Genomic DNA, 19589 nt, shown 5'->3' with positions numbered 1-19589 from the left:
AGCGCGACACAGCCAGCCCTCATGGTGAGGAGGCGCGTAGCGCCGTCTCGAACCATGAAGGCCGAACTGCAGCAGCGGAGCCTTCATCCTTCGAGACGCGCGTTCCGCGCTCCTCAGGATGAGGGTCGCGTGCTTACTCCTTGTCCGCGGCCATCCGCGCCTTGACGATCTTGTCAGGATTCATCACGGGCTCGCCGCGCTTGATCTTGTCGACGTTCTCCATGCCCTCGGTGACCTTGCCCCAGACCGTGTACTGGTTGTCGAGGAAGCGGGCATCGTCGAAGCAGATGAAGAACTGGCTGTCGCCGGAATCGGGATTGGCGGCGCGGGCCATCGAGGCGGTGCCGCGCACATGCGGCTCCTTGTTGAACTCGGCTTTCAGCTTCTTGCCGGAGCCGCCGGTGCCGGTGCCATGCGGACAGCCGGTCTGGGCCATGAAGCCCTCGATCACGCGGTGAAACACGATGCCGTCATAGAAGCCCTCGCGCACGAGCTCCTTGATGCGCGCGACGTGGTTCGGCGCGAGGTCGGGCCGCATCTCGATGGTGACGGGACCCTGCGTTGTCTCGAGGATCAGGGTGTTTTCGGTGACGCTCATGCTCGTCTCTCTTGTGTTGGAGGTGAAGTCTTCCGGTTGCGGAACTGGATCGCGAATGGACGTCCCGCCGCGGCGCCGGCCATTGCATCGGTAAATGGCACCGGCGTGCAGCGTTGCAACGCCTCCATCACCGCGATCCGGTATTGCAGCCGGTCGTTGTCGGAGGCCTCCGCGGATTCATAGGTAATCCTCGGATGGCCCAGAATGTTTCCGGCCCGGTTAAAGCTCACGACGACGGTGATGTCGAGGGGGCGCGCCTTGGCCGGCGACGGCGGTCTCCAGCAGGTACGCAAGTGCCGGAAGATGTCCTGGATGGTGTTGACCTGCGCGTCCTCCGCGGCCGCACGGGGAACGCCGAGCAGCAGCATCGCGGCAACCAGCAGGAGCTTGCCACCGCGGCGCGCCATGGCCGCTCCTACTTGATGTCGGAGGCGACCTGCACCTTCACCATCTTGTCGGGATCGGTGACGGTGCCGCCGGGCGAGCCGGGGGGCGCCTTCTTCAGCTTGTCGACGACGTCCATGCCCTGCACGACCTCGCCGATCACCGTGTACTGGCCGTCGAGGCTGCCGCCGTCGGCGAACATGATGAAGAACTGCGAGTTGGCGCTGTCGACGCTGTCGCCGCGCCGGGCCATGCCGACGATGCCGCGGGCAAAATGCACCTTGGAGAATTCCTGCTTCAGGTTCGGATATTTCGAGCCGCCGGTGCCGTTGCCGTTCTGGCCGTCGCCCGTCTGCGCCATGAAGCCGTCCATGACACGGTGGAACGGCACGTTGTTGTAGAAGCCCTCGCGCGCGAGCTGCTTGATGCGCTCGGCATGCTGCGGCGCGATGTCGGTCCTGAGCTTGATGACGATGCGGCCTTTGGTGCTGTCGATGACGATGGCATTGGCCTTGTCGAGGTTTGCCGGCAATTGCTGCGCCACCGCCGGCACCGCGAACACAAGCGCGGCAAGAACTGCGAAAATTCGGATCATGACAACTCCGGTCAGGATGAGAAAGGAAGCGGGCCGTTAACCGGCGAATTTGGCCTTGAGCTGTGCCGCGACCTGCGGCGGGACGAAGGCCGAGACATCCCCGCCCATGCCGGCGATCTGGCGCACCAAAGTGGCGGTGATCGGGCGGACCATGGGAGAGGCCGGCAGGAAGACCGTATGCACTTCAGGCGCCATGGCCTCGTTCATGCCGGCGAGCTGCATCTCGTAATCGAGATCGGTGCCGTCGCGCAGGCCCCGGATCATGATGATCGCGCCGTGCTTGCGCGCCGCGGTCACCGACAGATCGTCAAACGTCGTCGCCTCGAGCACGCAGCCGGCCTGGGCCGCGATTGGCCCGCAGACGTCATGGAGCATCTTCAGCCGCTCCTCGGTGGAGAACAGCGGTTTCTTGCCTGGGTGCACGCCGATCGCGACCACCAGCCGGTCGCACAGCGAGACGCTGTGCCGGACCACGTCCAGATGGCCGTTGGTGATGGGGTCGAAGGAACCTGGGTAGAAGGCAATGCGCGACATGGCCCCGTCCTACCGCGCCCGGCCCGGCCCGGCAAGCCGGGCAGGTTCCTTGTCCGTTTCCGGACCTTTTACACGGAAAATGTCTCGCCGGACGTCGGCAATGGCCGTTTTGTTTCGTCCTCGGGCAGCGACGAAACAAAACGGAGCGCGAACGAAACCATTTCCAGCCTCCGCGAAGACGTCCGGAAACTGGCCATGGTTACTAATCCAGCCAACGAATGACGGGCCGCACACTGGGCGAGGCGGCCGCATCACAGGGGACCGTCAATGATCAAGACCATTTCAGCGATCGCAGTCTCTGCGTGTGTTGCCGCAGCCCTCACCCTCCTGCCCGGCTTTGCCCCGACCGTCGAAGCCAGCGTGCCGCAGCCGCTGGCCAAGAGCGACCGGCTCGACATCCGCACCATCGGCCGCGACTGCTCACAGCAGGCCTGGCCGAATTTCGAGGCGTCCTGCCTGCGCCGCGCCGGCAGCAAGGCCAGTGTCCGCGAGGCCCGCCTCGTGACAGCCGACCGCACCCCGTAGTCGGACCTGTAAGTTTCGCGTCAGGAAGCCCCCTCAAGATAAACCCCGTGGATATTTGCGACGTCTCGTCGCAAACTGCATCGTGCTCGCCCCCATCGGAATGACCCGACGGGCGCGTTTCCATCGGGGGAGTTGCCGTTGTCCAGTACGCCCGCAGTCGCCTCCGGCCATCGCCCCGACGCGCTGCCGCTTGCCATGACCATGGGCGCCCTTGGGGTGGTCTACGGCGATATCGGCACCAGTCCCCTCTACGCCCTGAAGGAAGCCGCCAAGGCGGCTGCTCATGGAGGCACGCTGAGTCAGGACGCTGTCCTGGGGGTTGCCTCGCTGATCCTTTGGGCGTTGCTGCTGATCATCTCGCTGAAATACGCGCTGCTGATCCTGCGCGCGGATAACCGCGGCGAAGGGGGCATCGTCGCGCTGCTGGCACTGCTGCATGCCCGCCACGCCCAGCCAGGCACATGGCGCGCCCATCTCCTGGTGGTCGGCCTCATCGGCGCCGCCCTGCTCTATGGCGACGGCGCGATCACGCCGGCGATCTCGGTGCTCAGCGCCATCGAAGGCCTCAAGGTCGACGCCCCCTCGCTGGCACCGGCCGTGGTGCCCGTGACCGTCGCCATCCTGATCGGGCTGTTCATGATGCAGAAGCAGGGCACCGGCTTCATCGGCCGCATCTTCGGCCCTGTGATGCTGGCCTGGTTCGTCGTGCTTGCCGCGCTTGGCATCCACGGCATCGTCAAGGCGCCGGCGGTGCTGGCGGCGCTCAGCCCGCTCTATGCCTTCGACTTCCTGATCCACCAGGATTTTCACGTCTCCTTCGGAATTCTCGGCGCCGCCTTCCTCGCGGTCACCGGCGGCGAAGCCATGTATGCCGACATGGGGCATTTCGGGCGCTTCCCGATCCGGCTCGCCTGGTTCGCGGTCTGCCTGCCGGCGCTGGTGCTGAATTATTTCGGCCAGGCAGCGCTTCTGATCACCGATCCCGCCATGATCGAGAATCCGTTCTTCCAGCTCTGCCCCGACGCCCTGCACTATGTGCTGGTCGCCTTCTCGGCGGTCGCGACCGTGATCGCCTCGCAGGCGATCATCTCCGGCGTGTTTTCGCTGACACAGCAGTCGATCCAGCTCGGTTTCCTGCCGCGCATGCAGATCCGCCACACCACGAGCGCTGCGATCGGCCAGATCTACGTGCCGCTGGTCAATTGGCTGCTTGCTGCCGCAACGCTCGGGGCGGTGCTGAGCTTCGGCAGCTCGGACGCGCTCGCCGGCGCCTATGGCATCGCAGTGTCGCTGCTGATGGCGATCACCACGTTGCTCGCGGCGCTGGTGGCGATCCAGTGGGGCTATTCGCCCTGGCTGGTGGTTGCCGTGAACGGCGCCTTCTTCGTGATCGACGTGATCTTCTTCTCGGCCAACTCGATCAAGCTGTTCGAGGGCGGCTGGTTTCCGTTGCTGCTCGCGGCCCTCGTTGCGTTCCTGATGCTGACCTGGCGCGGCGGCGTGAAGCTGGTCGAGGCGGCGCGGGCGCGGCTGCGCCAACCCGAGGAGGACCTGATCGAGACCGTCGTGAACCAGTGCAGGGCGAGGCTGCCCGGGACCGCGGTGTTTTTGGCCTCCGCGCCGCGCGGCGTGCCGCTGGCGCTGACCCAGTTCGTCAAGCACAATCGCGTGCTGCACGAACGCGTGCTGCTGGTCACCGTGCTGATCGAGGAATCGCCGCACATTCCCGACGAGGAACGCGCCGAGGTGCTCGAGATCATCCCGGGCATCACCCGCGTGATCCTGCATTACGGCTTCATGCAGAACCCGACGATCTATGAAGGACTGAAGCTCATCTGCCGCCTGGGCAAGCTGCCCGGCATCGACCTCTCCGACATCACCTACTACGTTGGCCGCGAGACCATCATCCCGCGCGAGGACGTCCCGGGAATGTGGGTCTGGCGCGAAGGCGTGTTTGCCTTCCTCCAGCGCAACGCCGAACGCTCCGCCGCGTTCTTCGGCGTGCCGACCAAGCAGGTGGTGGAGTTCGGGACGGAGCTGGAGATTTAGCGGAAGCGCGTAGCCCGAGTGGAGCGGCAAGCGCAATCCGGGTTTCTCGACAAGCGTGAGAGCCCCGGATTGCTGCATGAGGCAGGTGCGAAAATGTCCAGCGATCCGCCTCTGCAGTTGAAACCTCGGCTGACAATCTCGTTCGATCAGGTGCAGTCGATCATCGGTCGGATCTTTCCGCAGGCCTCGGTGCTGGACGTCGCCGAACTGCATGGCGGGGAGATCGGTACCGTCCTGGAGATCATGGCGGCGGATTCGCCTGCTTGCGTCCTCAAGGCCTACCCTGCATCGCTGCAGTGGAAGATGGCAAAGGAGGGTCTACGTTCTGGGCTTCTTCGCGACGTTGACGATGCGCCGAAACGAGAGGGACTGCTCGCGGGCTATGGCAAGATTGAGCGTCCCCTTTGGTGCTGGATGGCACAAATCGGAAAGCGGGAGGCGCTTGCCGATTTGACGAGAGAGCTTTCGACCGCCTCGTAGCCCACCAGCGAGCGCGCCTGGCCCTGGAGGCGTTGGCTTCAGCAAAACCGCGTCCGCTGCGGATCCAATCTGAAATTGCCCGTCGGCGAATTGGAACCAGGTGGATCGGCTTTCGGTTGGTTCCGGCGAGATCAATCCCGGGCTGGTGCTCCCCCATGAACTCTGGCGCCAACGTCACATTCAGCAATTTGCGCGCCGTCGTCATCCTGATCGTGGTCGCCTTCCATTCGGCCCTTCCGTACCTCGCCTCTCAGCCGCCGCATCCGTTCGCCTTCGACGCGTCGCCCTATCGCTGGATCGCGTTTCCGATCATCGACAGCGAGCGCTGGTTTGGGCTGGACCTGTTCTGCGCATGGCAAGACGTCAGCTTGATGTCCCTGATGTTCCTTTTGGCGGGCCTGTTCACCCCGCGTGGCCTGATCCGCAAGGGCGCCGCCGCCTATCTCGCGGATCGCTGGTGGCGAATTGGATTGCCCTTCGTCCTCGCCGTCGTCCTCCTCAGTCCGGTGGCGTACTACGCCTCGTATCTGACGACCGCGACCGACCCGTCGCCTGCGGCATTTTGGCAGCACTGGCGCGCTTTGCCGATGTGGCCCTCGGGCCCGCAATGGTTCTTGTGGCAGCTTCTGCTGCTCAGCGCACTGGCTGCTGCGCTGCATGAGCTCGTGCCATCGTGGCCACGCGCCGCGAGCTTCATCGTCGCCAAATGCGACGATCGTCCCCTGCTCCTCTTCGCAGGCCTGACCAGTCTGTCGGCACTGGCCTATGTCCCGCTCGCGATGATCTTCACCCCCTGGGAATGGACCTTTTTCGGCCCATTGTCTTTCCAGCTAAGCCGCCCGCTGCACTATCTCCTCTATTTCTCCGCGGGGCTCGCCATCGGCAGCTACGGCTCTGATCGCAGCGTCTTCCGCATCGACGGCCCCCTCGCGCACCACTGGCCAACGTGGGTTGCCGCAGCTTTCGCCTGCTTTGCCGTATGGGGCGGGCTGACCGCACTGACCATGCCGGACTGGAATGCCAGTCCGCCGGCGTACCGGATCGCCGCTGCTTTCGCGTTTCCCCCTGCATGCGCGACGGGCGTGATCGCTTTTGTGGCGAGTTCGCTGGCATTGTTGCGTCGCAGGTCGGCGGTCGCCGACAGCCTTTCCACCAATGCCTACGGCATCTACCTCACGCATTACCCGTTCGTGCTGTGGCTGCAATATGCACTGCTCGACACGAGACTGAACGCCGCCGCCAAAGCCGCGTTCGTCCTCATTGTGGCGCTGGCTCTGAGCTGGGCCGCGAGCGGATTCCTGGCCGCAGGCGCGAGACTGCTGGGCCACCGGCATTCCGGATTCCCCGGTAAGGGCGCTATCTCAGATCAACCTCGATGACGGAACGTCCATGTCACTGGTCCCGACGCTCGCGTCCCGCAATCTCTTCCACGACCGCCTGCGCTTTGTCGCGACGCTCGTCGGCATCGTTTTTTCGGTCGTCCTGGTGATGATCCAGATGGGCCTGTTCCTGGGCTTCGGTCGCATGGTGACGACGATGATCGACCATGCATCGGCCGATCTCTGGGTGCTGCCGAAGGGAGCGAAATGCTTCGAGGATCCCTCGCTGCTGGATGCGAAGCTGCGCGACAAGGTCATGTCCGTCGACGGCGTCGCCTCCGTGGTCCCGCTGGTCATCGGCTTCTCGGACTGGCGCCTCGAGAGCGGCGAGATGACACCCATCTTCGTTGTCGGCGCCGATTTGCGTGATGGAAGCCTGAGGCCATGGAACGTGGTCGAGGGTGACGTTCGCGCGCTGTCGCAAAATGGAGCGGTGGTCGTCGACCGCTCCTACTACGATCGCCTCGGCGTCTCAAAAATCGGATCAACGGCCGAGATCCGCGGCCGCCGCGTGAAGGTCGTGGCCTTGACCGACGGCATCCGCTCCTTCACCACCACGCCCTACGTCTTCGTGGACCTGAAAAACGCTCGCACCTACACCGGAACCTTCCCGGATCGCGCCAGCGATCTCCTGGTGCGCCTCAAGCCCGACGCCGATCGCGACACAGTTCTCAAGGCCATTCGCTCTCAAGTTGGTGAGCACGAGGTGCTCACCACCGATGAATTCCGCAGCCGTAGCCGCTCGTTCTGGCTGTTCGGAACGGGCGCCGGCGCTGCGCTATTTGCAGGTGCATTGCTGGGAGTGATCGTCGGCACCGTCATCGTCGCGCAAACGCTCTATTCGAGCACCAAGGATCACCTCAGTGAATTCGCCACCCTGCGGGCAATGGGTTCTTCGAATGGATATATCTACAGGGTCATCATCTATCAGGCGCTCCTCAACGCGATCATCGGCTTCGTCATCGCGGGTGCGATTGGCGCCGTCGTCGTGGAGATGACTGCCAAGAGCGCGCTGCCGATCGTCATCACGCCGTGGCTGATTGCAGCCCTGTTCGTGCTGACGGTCGTGATGTGCGTGGCGTCGGCGATCGGTGCAATCGTGCGCGTGGTGCGGATCGATCCAGCAACGGTATTCATGCGATGAACGAAATCATCATTGAGGCGGCCGGAATCAAGAAGACGCTTGGGCGTGGCGCCGGTGAGGTGAAGGCGCTGCGCGGGATCGACCTGACGCTGCGGCGGGGCGAGTTCACACTGCTGATGGGGCCCTCGGGCAGCGGCAAGACGACGCTGCTGCTCGTGCTCGGATGCATGCTGGCACCAAGCTCGGGTACACTCACCGTGTGCGGCACGCCCACGTCGGGTGTCGACAAGGAGGGACTAGCCCAAATCAGGCGCGACCATATCGGCTTTGTGTTCCAGTCCTATCATCTGTTTCCGACGCTCACTGCAGCGCAGAACGTGCAGCTCGCGCTCGACATCCGTCACGAGCGTGGGCGCAAAGCCGGGAAACGCGCGCGGGAAGCGCTGAACCTGGTTGGTCTGGAGCAGAAGGCCGATACCTTGCCGGGCGAGCTCAGCGGCGGTGAGCAGCAGAGGGTCGCGATCGCGCGAGCCTTCGTCGCCAATCCCTCGGTCATTCTCGCCGACGAGCCGACGGCCGCGCTCGACGGCAATAACGGACGAAGCATCATGCGGATTCTCGCAGACGCCGCACATCAGCGCGAACGCGCCGTGCTCGTCGTGACCCATGATCCGCGAGTCATTCCCTTTGCGGATCGCATCGTCGAGATCGAGGATGGCCTGCTGGTCGACACCGGATCCGGCGAACCCGAACGGCTGCATTTGCCAAAGGCGGCCGCATTCAGGTCGTAAGACCCACGCGAATGAATCAAAAGGACGCACCATGAGCCTGCGCGGGGAAATGCTGCGCCTCGGCATCCGCATGTTCCTGAAACGGCACCGTCGGCCATTCGATGTCGGAACGTGGCGGGCAAACATGCATCGCATGGAGAGGTGGGTGCCTCGCCCGCCACGCAGCACCAAGACAAGCGTCGTACAGGTCGGTCACCTCAGATTGCACCGGATCGCCACCCCGGCGTCGCGCCCGGGGCGCAACATGCTGTATCTTCACGGTGGCGCCTATATTTCGGGCGCGCCGATCTACTATCGGCATTTCACCTGGCGCATTGCCAATGTGACCAAGTCGACGGTCTGGGCGCTTGAATATCGCCTCGCCCCCGAACATCCGTTTCCGGCCGCACTGGACGATGCCGTGGCGGCTTTTCTCTGGCTCGCCGGCGAGACGGCCGATCCAAGCGAACTGTTCGTGATGGGTGATTCAGCCGGTGGAGGATTGGCTCTGTGCCTTCTCATGAGACTGCGTGACGAACGCAAGCCGCTTCCTGCCGCCGCGGTTGCCATGTCGCCCTGGACCGATCTGGCGCTCACCGCGCCCTCGTTGACCGAGAATGCCGCATCAGATCCGATGCTGAACGTGGACGATATTCCGGAATTCGTGCGTTGCTATCTGGCAGGCGCCGACCCGTATAACCCCCGTGCATCGCCGCTCTATGGCGATGCATTCGGCCTTCCGCCGGTGCTGATCCAAGTCGGCAGCGACGAGATCCTGCGCGATGACGCGGTCCGTATGGCCAACAAGCTGAAAAACGGTGATCCGCGGAGCCGCCTGGAGGTCTGGCCGCGCATGCCGCACGTGTTCCAGCTCTTCGTCCCGGTGCTGCCGGAAGCCCATGCAGCCATCGCCCAGATCGGAGAATTCATCTCCAACCTGCGTTGCGATACAACTGCGTCGGCTTCCGGGCCAGCCTGAAGCGCGATGAGATCAGGATAAATCGTCGTCATCGCGCTTTGGGCTGTAACATGATCTTTTCGGAAAACCGCTGCGCACTTTTCCGGATCATGCCCTAGGCCCCGCTACCGTTGCCGCTCTCTCCGTTGCCGTTCTCGGCCTCTTCGGTGATGTGCTCGACCGAGACGACGTGCTCGTCCTCGGCGGTGTCGAACACGATCACGCCCTGCGTCGAGCGGCCCGCGATGCGGATGCCTTCGACCGGGCAGCGGATCAGCTGGCCCTTGTCTGTGACCAGCATGATCTGATCGGCCTCCTCCACCGGGAAGGACGCCACGAGGTTGCCGTTGCGGTTGTTGACGCTCATGGCGACGATGCCTTTGCCGCCGCGGCCCGTGGTGCGGTACTCGTAGGACGAGGTCCGCTTGCCGTAGCCGTTGACGGATACCGTCAGCACGACCTGCTCCTGCGCCGACATCTCGACATAGCGCTCCTGCGGCAGCTGGAAGCTGCCGGAGGCCTCCTCGGCCTCGGCGTCCGCTGCCGGCTCCTCGGCCGCGCTTTCGCCAGCCACCGCGCGGCGCATCTTCAGGTAAGCCGAACGCTCGTCCGAGGTGGTCTCGACGTGGCGCAGGATCGCCAGCGAAATCACCTTGTCGCCTTCGCCGAGCGCGATGCCGCGCACGCCCATCGAGGTGCGCCCGGTGAACACGCGCACGTCGGTGACCGGGAAGCGGATGCACTGGCCGCCGGCAGCCGTCAGCAGCACGTCGTCGCGTTCGGTGCAGATCTGCACGTCGACGATCGCCTCCCCCTCCTCCAGCTTCATCGCGATGATGCCGGAGCGGCGGACGTCGACGAAGTCGGACAGCTTGTTGCGACGGACGTTGCCGCCCGTGGTGGCGAACATCACGTCGAGCTGCCCCCAGGTCGATTCATCCTCCGGCAGCGGCATGATGGTGGTGATGCGCTCGCCCTGCTCCAGGGGGAGGATGTTGATCAGCGCCTTGCCGCGTGCGTTCGGCGCAGCCATCGGCAGCCGCCAGACCTTCTCCTTGTAGACCTGGCCGCGTGAGGAGAAGAACAGCACCGGCGTGTGCGTGGAGGCCACGAACAGCCGGCTGACGAAATCCTCGTCGCGGGTCTGCATGCCGGCGCGGCCCTTGCCGCCGCGGCGCTGGGCGCGATAGGCCGACAGCGGCACGCGCTTGACGTAGCCGGCGTGGGAGACGGTGACGACCATGTCCTCGCGCTGGATCAGGTCCTCGTCCTCGACCTCGCCCTCCTGCTCCATGATGACGGTGCGGCGCGGCGTGGCGAACTCCGCCTTCACCTCGGCGAGCTCGGTCTTGATGATGTCGAGAATGCGGGCGCGGGAACGCAGAATGTCGAGATAGTCGCTGATCTCGCCGGCGAGCTTGGAAAGCTCCTCGCCGATCTCGTCTCGGCCGAGCGCGGTGAGGCGCGCGAGGCGCAGCTCCAGAATCGCCCTCGCCTGCTCCAGCGACAGGCGAATGGTGCCGTCGGCATTGATGCGGTGGCGCGGATCGTCGATCAACGTGATGATGTCCTCGACGTCGCGGGCGGGCCAGTCGCGCGTCATCAGGGTCTCGCGCGCCGCAGCCGGCGTCGGCGAGTGCCGGATCACCTTGATGATCTCGTCAATATTGGCGACCGCGATGGCAAGGCCGACCTGCTCATGCGCGCGCTCGCGCGCCTTGCGCAGCTTGTACTTGGTCCGTCGCGTGACGACCTGCTCGCGGAAGCCGACGAAGATCGTCAGCATGTCCTTCAGGTTCATGGTCTGCGGACGGCCGGAATCGAGCGCGACGGCGTTGACGCCGAAGCTCGTCTGCAGCGGCGTGAACTTGTAGAGCTGGTTCAGCACCACGTCGGGCACGGCATCGCGCTTGAGCTCGACGACGACGCGATAGCCGTCGCGGTCGGACTCGTCGCGCAGGTCGGAGATGCCCTCGATCTTCTTTTCCTTGTAGAGCTCGGCGATGCGCTCGACCATCGTCGCCTTGTTCACCTGATACGGGATCTCGGTGATGACGATCGCCTCGCGTTCTTTCCGGATCGTCTCGAAGGTGACCTTGCCGCGCATCACGATCGAGCCGCGGCCGAGATGGTAGGCGCTGCGGATGCCCTGGCGTCCGAGGATGATGCCGCCGGTCGGGAAATCCGGCCCCGGAATGATGTTGTTGAGCTCGTCGATGGTCAGCGACGGATTGTCGATCAGCGCCACACAGGCGTCGATCACCTCGCCGAGATTATGCGGCGGGATGTTGGTGGCCATGCCGACCGCGATGCCGCCGGCGCCGTTGACCAGCAGGTTCGGGAACCGCGCGGGCAGAACCACCGGCTCCTTTTCAGAGCCGTCATAGTTGTCCTGGAAGTCGACCGTGTCGTCGTCGATGTCCTCGAGCAGCTTCAGCGCGATCTTGGTCAGGCGCGACTCGGTGTAGCGCATCGCCGCCGGCGGATCGCCGTCGACCGACCCGAAATTGCCCTGTCCGTCGATCAGGGGCGCGCGCATCGAAAAGTCCTGCGCCATGCGCACCAAGGCGTCGTAGATCGCCTGGTCGCCGTGCGGGTGGTATTTACCCATGACTTCGCCGACGGCACCGGCAGACTTCTTGTGCTTCTTGTCCGGGGTGTCGCCGCGATTGTTCATCGCGAACAGGATGCGGCGGTGCACCGGCTTCAACCCGTCGCGCGCATCGGGCAGCGCGCGCGCCACGATCACGCTCATGGCGTAATCGAGGTACGACTTCTTCATCTCCTCGTAGATGGAAACGGGGCGAATGTCCGAGGGTTGCGCCGGCTGGTCGCCGGGCTTGTTGTCGTCGTCAGCCAAGGGGAAATCCGGTGAGGTTTTATCTGGGAATCATATAGCGCATCCAGGGTCGGATAACCACCCTTGCAGCCCCCTCGAAAGCGCTTTTTCCGCTTATTTTTCCAATAACTTAAGGCTCCGGACCAGCCCCTGAACCGCTCCCGGAATCGGCCCTTCAGAACCACCCGTCGCGCCTGGCTGATCACGCGAGAAGCCGCCCCGTCGGCCAACTTCGCATGGGCGCAACGCGGACCTCATCCCAAACATGAAGCGGGCCCGGAAAATCCGAGCCCGCCCTATCAATTAGTAAGAATTGCTGACACGACGCACGCTCAGAACGGGATATCGTCGTCCATGTCGCTGTTGCGGCCACCGCCGGCGGCAACCGGACGGCGCGGTGCGCTGCTGATGGGACCGGAGGAGCCGAAATCGCCGCCCGGCTCGTCGCCGAAGCTGCCGGCTCCTCCGCCGCCACCGCGGCCGTCGAGCATGGTCAGCGTCGAGTTGAAGCCTTGGAGCACGACCTCGGTCGAGTACTTCTCGACGCCGCTCTGGTCCGTCCATTTGCGGGTCTGCAGCGCGCCCTCGATGTAAACCTTCGCGCCCTTCTTCAGGTACTGCTCGGCGACCTTGCAGAGCCCTTCATTGAAGATCACGACGCGATGCCATTCGGTCTTTTCCTTGCGCTCGCCGGTGTTCTTGTCGCGCCAGGTCTCCGAGGTGGCGATGCTCAAATTCGCGATCGGCCGCCCGTCCTGGGTGCGGCGGATTTCAGGATCCTTGCCGAGATTTCCAACCAGAATGACCTTGTTGACGCTTCCCGCCATCGCCGCTCTCCACTCCGAATGCCACTGAATTTCAAAAGGGCGAATCCGCTGCCCGCGTTGCTCTGCGCCCCGTCGAGGCGACCCTATACGCTTGCGGGCACCGGTCAGCCCGGCACCCCCAGGGTTATCCCCACATATAGCATCACCATCGGCTTTGTTCCAGATTTGTTCTTTGCGGCGACGCACCAGAACATTCGGTCGCGTGCCGATAAAAAGACAATTCCTCCGATGGAACCTTTCCGGGTTCCCGTGAACGGCAAAAACCACTTAACATTCATCAAGTTGCAGCCACTTCAGTCGGTCGCCGAGTGTGGCATTTCGGAGACGGACTCTGCTCTTTCCTTAGGCTACGGTTGCCTCGGAATTAGTTCATATGGGCGTCGCGCCTGATCAGCCGCTTTGGGGATTTCGAGAAGCGGACGAAAGTGGGGAGACTGCAATGAATAAGATTCTGTTTAGTGCAATCGGTGCAATGGCGTTGGTCCTGTCGGCTCCTGCAAGCGCGGCGGATCTCGCAGCGCGTCCTTACACCAAGGCTCCGGCGCCGGCGGTCGCTGCCATCTACGACTGGAGCGGCTTCTACATCGGCATCAACGGCGGCGGCGGCACGAGCCACAAGTGCTGGGACTTCGTGACGCCCGTGACGGGCGTTCTGGTCGGTGAAGGCTGCCACAACGCCACGGGCGGCACGGTGGGTGGCCAGGTCGGCTATCGCTGGCAGTCGGCGAACTGGGTGTTCGGCGTCGAGGGCCAAGGCAACTGGGCCGACTTCTCCGGCGACAACATCAGCCCGCTGACTGGCCTGCGCGATCGTTCCAAGATCAACGCTTTCGGTTTGCTCACCGGCCAGGTCGGCTACGCCTGGAATAACGTGCTGCTCTACGTGAAGGGCGGCGGCGCCGTCGTCGGGGATCGCTATCGCACCTACGATCTGGCGACAGGCCTCGAATTCGATCGCGCCAACGAGACCCGTTGGGGGGGCACGGTCGGTGCAGGCATCGAGTTCGGATTCGCGCCGAACTGGTCAGTCGGCTTGGAGTACGACCACATCTTCCTCGGCAACCGCACGATCAACTTCACCGGATCCGGCAATTTCGCCATTGCCCCGCTCGGTGTCGTCACACGGTCCGAGCGCATCAGCCAGGACGTCGATATCGGCCTCATCCGCGTGAACTATCGCTGGGGTGGCCCGGCGATCGCGAGGTACTGATATCTCGCTGAAATTATTCGGAGATCAAAGGCCGGCCTTGCGCCGGCCTTTCTTGTTTCGGCTCGATCGCTTGGAAGTAATAAGTCAGTAACCATCACCTTTTGCGGCTATGTGGCTTTTCGGAGACACAACGTGCGCCTTTGGTGGTGTAGAGATGGCATCAGTTGGGCCGTTGAGTCCGCTGCCCTTCCGTCGCGGAAGGCAACAACAGAAACTGGGACTGGGATTAAGTTGAAAATGAAAAAGGTTTTGCTGGCTTCGGCCTGTTTGCTCGCTCTCGCCGCTCCGGCCTCGGCCGCTGACCTCGCGGCGCGCCCCTACACCAAGGCTCCGGTCGCTCCGGTCGCTGCTGTCTACAACTGGACCGGCTTCTACCTCGGTATCGTCGGCGGCGGCGCGTGGGAAAACGCTTCGGGCGACCCGAAGATGAAGGGTGGCTTCGTCGGTGGCACCGCCGGTTACAACTGGCAGACCGGCAACGTGGTGTTCGGCGTTGAGGCCGATGGCGCCTGGGCCGACGTCAGCGCGACGGCTGCAGGTGTGGTTTTCGTCCCCGGCGTCGGTGGCGTCCCCGCCTCGCTGACCTCGAAGACCGACGCGATGGGCACCGTGCGCGGCCGCATCGGCTGGGCTGTCAACAACGTGCTGTTCTACGGCACCGGTGGTTACGCCTGGATCGACAACAAGCTCACCGCCAGCCTGGGAGCCCTCTCGGTCTCCGACAGCAAGTTCCACTCCGGCTGGACCGTTGGTGCGGGCGTCGAGGCGTTCTTCGCTCCGCAGTGGTCGGTCAAGGGCGAGTACCTCTATCGCAGCCTGGGCGGCGAGACCTACTTCTCGGGCGCCATTCCTACCGGCACGCTCAACTTCCACACCGTGCAGGTCGGCGTGAACTATCACTTCGGCGGCCCGATCGTCGCGAAGTACTGAGCTGCGTCTCTGACGCTACCCGCGTTACGAAAGGCCGGCCTCGCGCCGGCCTTTTTGTTGTTTTCAGGCGCGTAGCAATACGCCAGCCCGCCCCCAGCGTTTTCGCCGAGATGTGGCTCCAGGGAGACACAACCTTTGGCTTCGGTGGTGTAAAATCACCACGTTACTTGAGTCATAGGGTCCGCTGCTCTTCCGCTCTCCGGAAGGCCGGAATGGAAACGGAACTGGGGAATGGATATGAAGAAGCTTTTGCTGGCTTCGGCCAGTTTGTTCGCACTCAGCGCGTTGGCACCGGCCTCGGCAGCCGATTTGGCGGCCCGCCCCTACACCAAAGCTCCGGTCGCGCCAGTCGCGATGTACAATTGGAGCGGCTTCTACCTCGGCATCAACGGCGGTGGTGCCTCGAGCCGCAATTGCTGGGATCTCAATGCTGTGCTCGGCGCGCCAATCCCGGTCGTGTCCGAAGGTTGTCACAACGCGACCGGTGGACTCGTCGGTGGTCAGGTCGGCTATCGCTGGCAGGCGGCCAACTGGGTGTTCGGGCTCGAAGCTCAAGGAGACTGGGCCAATCTGAAGGGGTCGAATGCGAGCCCGCTTGCCGCATTCGCGCCGGTCGTCAATCAGACCAAAATCGATGCGATCGGCCTGTTCACCGGCCAGGTCGGCTATGCCTGGAACAACGTGCTCTGGTACGTGAAGGGCGGCGCCGCGGTCACGCACGCCAAATATAACGGCCTTCTGGGCGGCGTGGTCGTCGACAGCGCAAGCGAGACCCGCTGGGGTGGCGCGGTCGGCACCGGCCTCGAATTCGGTTTCGCACCGAACTGGTCCGTTGCCATCGAATACGACCACCTGTTCATGGGCGGCCGCAACCTCAATTTCACTGTGCTTGGCATCAACGACCGGACCGACCGTATCAAGCAGGACGTCGACATGGGCACCGTTCGCCTGAACTACACTTTCGGCGGCCCTGTCGTCGCGAAGTACTGATCGCTGACCGACGTCACATCGCCACGAAAGGCCGGCCTCGCGCTGGCCTTTTTGTTGCGGCGGGCTGTTCAGGTGCAGTTCCGCGCCCGCTTGCTGCCACTTGCCGCCAGCGCGCCAACAATCCGTTGACGATTCGCAAGTCCCACTGGAAATCCTCCGCCGTTCTTCCTACGTTCGCTGCCATACCCATCGGCGCCGATCCCGGTTCCGGGCGAAGCGCGCCTTTTGCATTGGCGCGATCGCGCGTCTTTGGATTCCTTGAGGGACCAGCGGGATGGACGAAGTGATCAGGGCGAAGCGCCAACAACAGAACGCGGGCTCCAGCCTGCGCGCAATTACGATCCGCGGCGCGCGCGAGCACAACCTCAAGAACATCGACGTCGAGATTCCCCGCGACAAGCTGGTGGTGTTCACCGGCCTCTCCGGCTCCGGCAAATCCTCGCTCGCCTTCGACACCATCTATGCCGAGGGCCAGCGCCGCTACGTCGAGTCGCTGTCGGCCTATGCCCGCCAGTTCCTGGAGATGATGCAGAAGCCCGACGTCGACCAGATCGACGGCCTGTCGCCGGCGATCTCGATCGAGCAGAAGACGACGTCGAAGAACCCGCGTTCCACCGTCGGCACGGTGACCGAGATCTACGACTATATGCGCCTGCTCTGGGCCCGCGTCGGCGTGCCCTATTCGCCCGCCACGGGCCTGCCGATCGAAAGCCAGACCGTCTCGCAGATGGTCGATCGTGTGCTGGCGCTGCCCGAAGGCACCCGCCTCTATCTGCTGGCGCCGGTCGTGCGCGGCCGCAAGGGCGAGTACAAGAAAGAGCTCGCCGAATGGCTCAAGAAGGGCTTTCAACGCGTCAAGATCGACGGCACCTTCTACGAGCTGGCGGAAGCCCCAAGCCTCGACAAGAAATTCCCGCACGACATCGACGTCGTGGTCGACCGCATCGTGGTCCGCTCCGACATCGGCCAGCGCCTCGCCGAGAGCTTTGAGACCGCGCTGAAGCTCGCCGAGGGGCTCGCCGTCGTCGAGTTCGCCGACGCGCCCGCAGCCGCGCCCGCCGAAGAGAAAGAGAAAAAGAAGACCGCCAAGATCCACGACAAGAGCGGCCCCGAGCGCATCCTGTTCTCGGAAAAGTTCGCCTGCCCGGTGTCCGGCTTCACCATTCCCGAGATCGAGCCACGCCTGTTCTCCTTCAACAATCCTTACGGCGCCTGCCCCGCCTGCGGCGGCCTCGGCGTCGAGCAGCATGTCGACGAGGATCTCGTCATCCCCGAGAAGGATCTGACGCTGCGCAAGGGCGCGATCGCGCCCTGGGCCAAATCGTCATCGCCCTATTACGTGCAGACGCTGACCGCGCTCGGCAAGCACTACAAGTTCACGCTCGACACCAAGTGGAAGGATCTGCCGAAGAAGACGCAGAACGCGATCCTCTACGGCTCGGGCGAGGACGAGATCAAGTTCTCCTATGAAGACGGGGTGCGTTCCTACGACACCAAGAAACCGTTCGAGGGTGTCATCACCAATATCAACCGCCGCTACCGCGAAACCGAAAGCGAGTGGGCCCGCGAGGAGCTGGCGAAGTACTTCCACGACGTGCCCTGCGAGGGCTGTAATGGCTTCCGCCTGAAGCCCGAGGCGCTTTGCGTCAAGGTCGGCGGCAAGCATATCGGCGAGATCTCGGAGCTGTCGGTGAAGAAGGCCGGCGAGTGGTTCGCGGGCGTGCCCGAGGCGCTGAACAAGCAACAGAACGAGATCGCCGGCCGCATCCTGAAGGAGATTCGCGAGCGCCTCACCTTCCTGCTCGACGTCGGCCTCAACTATCTCACGCTGTCGCGCTCCTCCGGCACGCTGTCCGGCGGCGAGAGCCAGCGCATTCGCCTGGCCTCGCAGATCGGCTCCGGCCTGACGGGCGTGCTCTACGTGCTCGACGAACCCTCGATCGGCCTGCACCAGCGCGACAACGCCCGCCTGCTCGATACGCTGAAGCGGCTGCGCGACCTCGGCAACACCGTGGTCGTGGTCGAGCATGACGAGGATGCCATTCGCCTCGCCGACTACGTGCTCGACATCGGCCCCGGCGCCGGCATGCATGGCGGCAACATCGTCGCCGAAGGCACGCCCGCCGACATCATGCGCAACCCGAAATCGCTCACCGGCAAGTATCTCACCGGCGAGCTCGAGGTCGAGGTGCCGGAGCGGCGTCCGCCGAACCACCGCCGCACCATCAAGGTGGTGAACGCGCGCGGCAATAATCTCAAGAACGTCACGGCGGAGATTCCGCTTGGCCTGTTCACCTGCGTCACCGGCGTCTCCGGCGGCGGCAAGTCGACGCTGCTGATCGACACGCTCTACCGCGCCATCGCCCGCAAGCTGAACAATGCCAGCGAAGGTGCCGCGCCGCACGATCGCATCGAAGGCCTGGAGCACATCGACAAGATCATCGACATCGACCAGTCGCCGATCGGCCGCACCCCGCGCTCCAACCCCGCGACCTACACCGGCGCCTTCACGCCGATCCGCGAATGGTTCGCGGGTCTTCCCGAAGCCAAGGCGCGCGGCTACGAGCCCGGCCGCTTCTCCTTCAACGTCAAGGGCGGCCGCTGCGAGGCCTGCCAGGGCGACGGCGTCATCAAGATCGAGATGCACTTCCTGCCCGATGTCTACGTCACCTGCGACGTCTGCAAGGGCAAGCGCTACAACCGCGAGACGCTGGAGGTGCTGTTCAAGGGCAAGAGCATCGCCGACGTGCTCGACATGACCGTCGAGGAAGCCGCCGAGTTCTTCAAGGCGGTGCCGCGCGTGCGCGAGACCTTCCAGACCCTGCACCGCGTCGGCCTCGACTACATCCATGTCGGCCAACAGGCCACCACGCTCTCAGGCGGCGAAGCCCAGCGCGTCAAGCTCGCCAAGGAGCTGTCCAAGCGCGCCACTGGCCGCACGCTCTACATCCTGGACGAGCCGACCACCGGCCTGCACTTCCACGATGTCAAGAAGCTGCTGGAGGTGCTGCACGAGCTGGTCGCGCAGGGCAACACGGTCGTCGTCATCGAGCACAATCTCGAAGTCATCAAGACCGCGGACTGGGTCATCGATCTCGGCCCCGAAGGCGGCGATGGCGGCGGCGAGATCGTCGCCTGGGGCCCGCCGGAAGATATCGTCAAGGCGCCGCGGAGCTATACGGGGAAATTCCTGGCTCCGGTACTGGAGAAGGCGCGAAAGCCGAAGCGGAGGCGTGCGGCGAGCGAGGCGGCGGAGTGAGGGTCGGTTTGGACTCGGCCAATCTACGCGAAACCAAAGGTCTGCAATCAGAGTCATCCGTGAAGAGCGGCTAAGCGATTGAGCTGGAATCGCATTTGTGGTTGCGGGGTGTTTTAGGATTGCAGGGTTTTGATGCTTCGGGCATCGGAACCTTGCAATTTCATTTTCAGGATTCCGT

At 63.9% G+C, this 19589-nt stretch carries 17 protein-coding genes; 11 read left to right on the top strand and 6 right to left on the bottom strand.

Features of this window, described 5'->3' with window-relative positions:
* Positions 1-133 precede the first annotated feature (133 nt).
* The 4 genes from EAV90_RS11920 to coaD are packed head-to-tail and all read right to left on the bottom strand — an operon-like array spanning position 134 to position 2111.
* A complete protein-coding gene (locus EAV90_RS11920; protein WP_122403170.1) occupies positions 134-598 on the bottom strand; it encodes a peptidylprolyl isomerase in 465 nt (154 codons plus the stop codon).
* Positions 595-1005 (bottom strand): hypothetical protein, encoded by a 411-nt coding sequence (locus tag EAV90_RS11915; RefSeq protein WP_122403169.1) that lies wholly within the window; start codon positions 1003-1005, stop codon positions 595-597. Before EAV90_RS11915 ends, EAV90_RS11920 begins: the two co-directional genes overlap by 4 nt.
* 8 nt (positions 1006-1013) lie before the next feature.
* A complete protein-coding gene (locus tag EAV90_RS11910) occupies positions 1014-1577 on the bottom strand; it encodes a peptidylprolyl isomerase (RefSeq protein ID WP_122403168.1) in 564 nt (187 codons plus the stop codon).
* Positions 1578-1613: 36 nt separating this feature from the next.
* Positions 1614-2111 (bottom strand): pantetheine-phosphate adenylyltransferase, encoded by a 498-nt coding sequence (coaD, locus tag EAV90_RS11905; RefSeq protein WP_122403167.1) that lies wholly within the window; start codon positions 2109-2111, stop codon positions 1614-1616.
* Positions 2112-2378: 267 nt separating this feature from the next.
* Between coaD and EAV90_RS11900 the strand changes: the two genes are divergently transcribed.
* The 7 genes from EAV90_RS11900 (at position 2379) to EAV90_RS11870 (ending at position 9377) form a co-directional block, all read left to right on the top strand.
* Positions 2379-2636: a hypothetical protein gene (locus tag EAV90_RS11900; protein WP_122403166.1), complete on the top strand. Its 258-nt coding sequence runs from the start codon at positions 2379-2381 to the stop codon at positions 2634-2636.
* A gap of 195 nt (positions 2637-2831) precedes the next feature.
* Complete coding sequence (locus EAV90_RS11895) at positions 2832-4685, top strand: potassium transporter Kup (RefSeq protein WP_122403165.1); 1854 nt, start codon at positions 2832-2834, stop codon at positions 4683-4685.
* A gap of 93 nt (positions 4686-4778) precedes the next feature.
* Positions 4779-5165: a hypothetical protein gene (locus EAV90_RS11890; RefSeq protein ID WP_164936881.1), complete on the top strand. Its 387-nt coding sequence runs from the start codon at positions 4779-4781 to the stop codon at positions 5163-5165.
* A gap of 32 nt (positions 5166-5197) precedes the next feature.
* Entirely contained in the window at positions 5198-6544 is a 1347-nt protein-coding gene (locus EAV90_RS11885; protein ID WP_129143467.1) for an acyltransferase family protein, read from the top strand.
* A 10-nt stretch (positions 6545-6554) separates the two neighbouring features.
* Positions 6555-7688, top strand: a complete 1134-nt coding sequence (locus tag EAV90_RS11880) for an ABC transporter permease (RefSeq protein WP_129143466.1) — start codon at positions 6555-6557, stop codon at positions 7686-7688.
* Positions 7685-8419: an ABC transporter ATP-binding protein gene (locus EAV90_RS11875; protein ID WP_122403161.1), complete on the top strand. Its 735-nt coding sequence runs from the start codon at positions 7685-7687 to the stop codon at positions 8417-8419. The genes EAV90_RS11880 and EAV90_RS11875 overlap by 4 nt, the downstream gene beginning before the upstream one ends.
* A gap of 31 nt (positions 8420-8450) precedes the next feature.
* Positions 8451-9377, top strand: a complete 927-nt coding sequence (locus EAV90_RS11870) for an alpha/beta hydrolase (RefSeq protein WP_160118824.1) — start codon at positions 8451-8453, stop codon at positions 9375-9377.
* A gap of 94 nt (positions 9378-9471) precedes the next feature.
* On the opposite strand, the gene gyrA is transcribed toward EAV90_RS11870, so the two are convergent.
* Together gyrA and EAV90_RS11860 are read right to left on the bottom strand one after the other, a co-directional pair.
* Complete coding sequence (gene gyrA, locus EAV90_RS11865) at positions 9472-12216, bottom strand: DNA gyrase subunit A (protein WP_122403159.1); 2745 nt, start codon at positions 12214-12216, stop codon at positions 9472-9474.
* 311 nt (positions 12217-12527) lie between these two features.
* On the bottom strand, positions 12528-13022 hold the full coding sequence (locus EAV90_RS11860) for a single-stranded DNA-binding protein (protein ID WP_122403158.1): 495 nt from the start codon (positions 13020-13022) through the stop codon (positions 12528-12530).
* 439 nt (positions 13023-13461) lie between these two features.
* Between EAV90_RS11860 and EAV90_RS11855 the strand changes: the two genes are divergently transcribed.
* The 4 genes from EAV90_RS11855 to uvrA all read left to right on the top strand — a co-directional run bounded on the left by EAV90_RS11855 (position 13462) and on the right by uvrA (position 19411).
* Positions 13462-14232, top strand: coding sequence for an outer membrane protein (locus EAV90_RS11855; RefSeq protein WP_122403157.1), 771 nt, complete (start codon positions 13462-13464; stop codon positions 14230-14232).
* Between the two features lie 237 nt (positions 14233-14469).
* On the top strand, positions 14470-15162 hold the full coding sequence (locus EAV90_RS11850; RefSeq protein WP_122403156.1) for an outer membrane protein: 693 nt from the start codon (positions 14470-14472) through the stop codon (positions 15160-15162).
* A 237-nt stretch (positions 15163-15399) separates the two neighbouring features.
* Positions 15400-16152: an outer membrane protein gene (locus tag EAV90_RS11845; RefSeq protein ID WP_122406661.1), complete on the top strand. Its 753-nt coding sequence runs from the start codon at positions 15400-15402 to the stop codon at positions 16150-16152.
* A gap of 274 nt (positions 16153-16426) precedes the next feature.
* A complete protein-coding gene (uvrA, locus tag EAV90_RS11840; protein ID WP_122403155.1) occupies positions 16427-19411 on the top strand; it encodes an excinuclease ABC subunit UvrA in 2985 nt (994 codons plus the stop codon).
* Positions 19412-19589 lie beyond the last annotated feature (178 nt).

This window comes from Bradyrhizobium vignae (assembly GCF_004114425.1).
GTDB lineage: Bacteria > Pseudomonadota > Alphaproteobacteria > Rhizobiales > Xanthobacteraceae > Bradyrhizobium > Bradyrhizobium vignae.
Note: the sequence above shows the minus strand (reverse complement) of the source record. Positions and strands in the feature narration are given on the sequence as shown.